The sequence below is a fragment of the Falsirhodobacter xinxiangensis genome (assembly GCF_004959935.1).
Classification (GTDB): domain Bacteria; phylum Pseudomonadota; class Alphaproteobacteria; order Rhodobacterales; family Rhodobacteraceae; genus Falsirhodobacter; species Falsirhodobacter xinxiangensis.
Genome location: NZ_SMYN01000072.1, coordinates 1 through 599, shown reverse-complemented (window position 1 = coordinate 599; position 599 = coordinate 1). Strand labels below are relative to the sequence as shown.

The window sequence follows — 599 nt, the reverse complement described above, 5'->3', positions numbered from 1 at the left end:
CCCTTGTTGATGTCTTCGAGCCTGAGGGTGTGGGTGATCATCGGGTCGATCTCGATCTTGCCGTCCATATACCAGTCGACGATCTTCGGCACGTCCGTGCGGCCCCGCGCGCCGCCGAAGGCGGTGCCTTTCCACACCCGGCCGGTGACCAGCTGGAACGGGCGGGTCTGGATCTCGGCCCCGGCGGGCGCGACGCCGATCACCACCGACACGCCCCAGCCCCGGTGCGTGCATTCCAGCGCGTCGCGCATCACCTTCACATTGCCGGTGCAGTCGAACGAGTAATCCGCGCCGCCGATCTGGTCGAACGGCGTCTTGGTCAGCTCCACGATGTGCTGCACGATCCCGCCCTCGATCTTCGTCGGGTTGACGAAATGGGTCATGCCGAACCGCTCGCCCCATTCCTTGCGGTCGTCGTTCAGATCGACGCCGATGATCATGTCCGCCCCGGCCAGCTTCAGCCCCTGGATCACGTTGAGCCCGATCCCGCCCAGACCGAAGACCACCGCCTTCGCCCCGATCTCCACCTTGGCCGTGTTGATCACCGCGCCGATGCCGGTCGTCACGCCGCAGCCGATATAGCAGATCTTGTCGAAGGG

The 599-nt window shown here is 65.4% G+C and carries 1 protein-coding gene; it reads right to left on the bottom strand.

Going from position 1 to position 599, the window contains the following annotated elements; all coding sequences use genetic code 11:
* Nucleotides 1-599: zinc-binding dehydrogenase (locus E2K76_RS20175; protein ID WP_136686217.1), on the bottom strand; the 599-nt coding region annotated here is incomplete at both ends.